The organism is Kitasatospora sp. MBT66 (genome assembly GCF_000710405.2).
Taxonomy (GTDB): domain Bacteria; phylum Actinomycetota; class Actinomycetes; order Streptomycetales; family Streptomycetaceae; genus Kitasatospora; species Kitasatospora purpeofusca.
In genome coordinates this window covers 1-1,168 of the sequence record NZ_JAIY01000030.1, presented here as the reverse complement: position 1 = coordinate 1,168, position 1,168 = coordinate 1, and the positions used below count along the sequence as shown (strand labels likewise).

The following is a 1,168-nucleotide window of genomic DNA, read 5'->3' as shown; positions in this document are numbered from 1 at the left end:
CCCGGTGGGCGGCCCCGCCGGGGGCGCGCGGGCGCGCGTCAACCCGCGGCGCGGGTGTCCCCGGGCGGACGGCGGCCGCGTTCGACCGGCGCCCGGGACCGTTCGGGCCGGGTGACCGGGCGATCGTCGCGCACACCCCGCGGCTCGCACGAATTCGAAACGGCGCCCGGATCACCCTTACGAGTGAAGTGACCGGCTTCGGATTGAGCATCGCTCGCTACCGAAAGTAACTTCACTTCTGCGAACGGGAGTTGTCCCGGCAGCGGGAGTCGCCCCGACCGGGGCACCGGGAGGGCGACCGGCCGGAGACGCCGGCCCGGGTACACACCGGGTGCACGCCGGGTGCACCCGGCGGGCCAGGCGCGCCGAACGGGCCGGATGCGGCCGGGGCGGTGCGGGCCGCCACCGGGCGACGGCCCCCGGGCCTTCCGAGGAACCGATTTCAGGCCGTGGCCGCGCGCCCGGTGCCCGAGCAGTGGGCACCGGGGCGGGCGCGTCGGCACCCGACGAAGGGATGTGGTGGCGGATGCGGGCGGACACATCGCTGCGGACGGCCGGCGGCACGGACCCGGCGGGCGACGGCTCGGCGGGCGACGGTCCGGACCGGGACGGCCGGTGGCCCGGGATGACACGTGCCGCCCTCGCCGCCGGGAGCCGACCGGTCGACGGACCGGACGGGCGCACCGACGGGCAGCACGGACGGAGCGGACGGGACGGACGGGACGGGCAGGACCGACCGGACCGGCGGGTCCGCTGGCAGGTGGACGTCGAGGGCTTCTGGTGCACGGCCAGACCGACCCCGGGCGAACTCCCCGACGAGGGCTGGAAGCTCCACGTCAGCGCCGCCTCCACGGTCGGCGGCGCGGTGCTCGCGGCCGTCACCGAAGTACTCGCCGAGGACCCGTGCGCGTTCCGGTTCGCGACCGGCCCGGCCCAGCTGCACGAGCTCAACTCACGCCACAGCGAACAGGGTTCAGCCGGCAAGTTCATCACCGTCTACCCGGTCGGCGAACCGCAGTTCCGGCGGCTGGCCGCCGCGCTGCACCGCGCCACCGACGGCCTGCCCGGGCCCGCGGTGCTCTCCGACCGCCCGTACCGGCCCGGCAGCCTCGTCCACTACCGGTACGGCGCCATCGCGGCCCGGGCCGAACTGGGCAATGACGGCGGG

Annotated in this window: 1 pseudogene; it reads left to right on the top strand. The window is 76.7% G+C overall.

Annotation, left to right across the window (positions count from 1 at the left end):
- Positions 1-526: 526 nt before the first annotated feature.
- A pseudogene (locus BI06_RS45185) lies at positions 527-1,168 on the top strand (hypothetical protein); the annotation flags it as partial.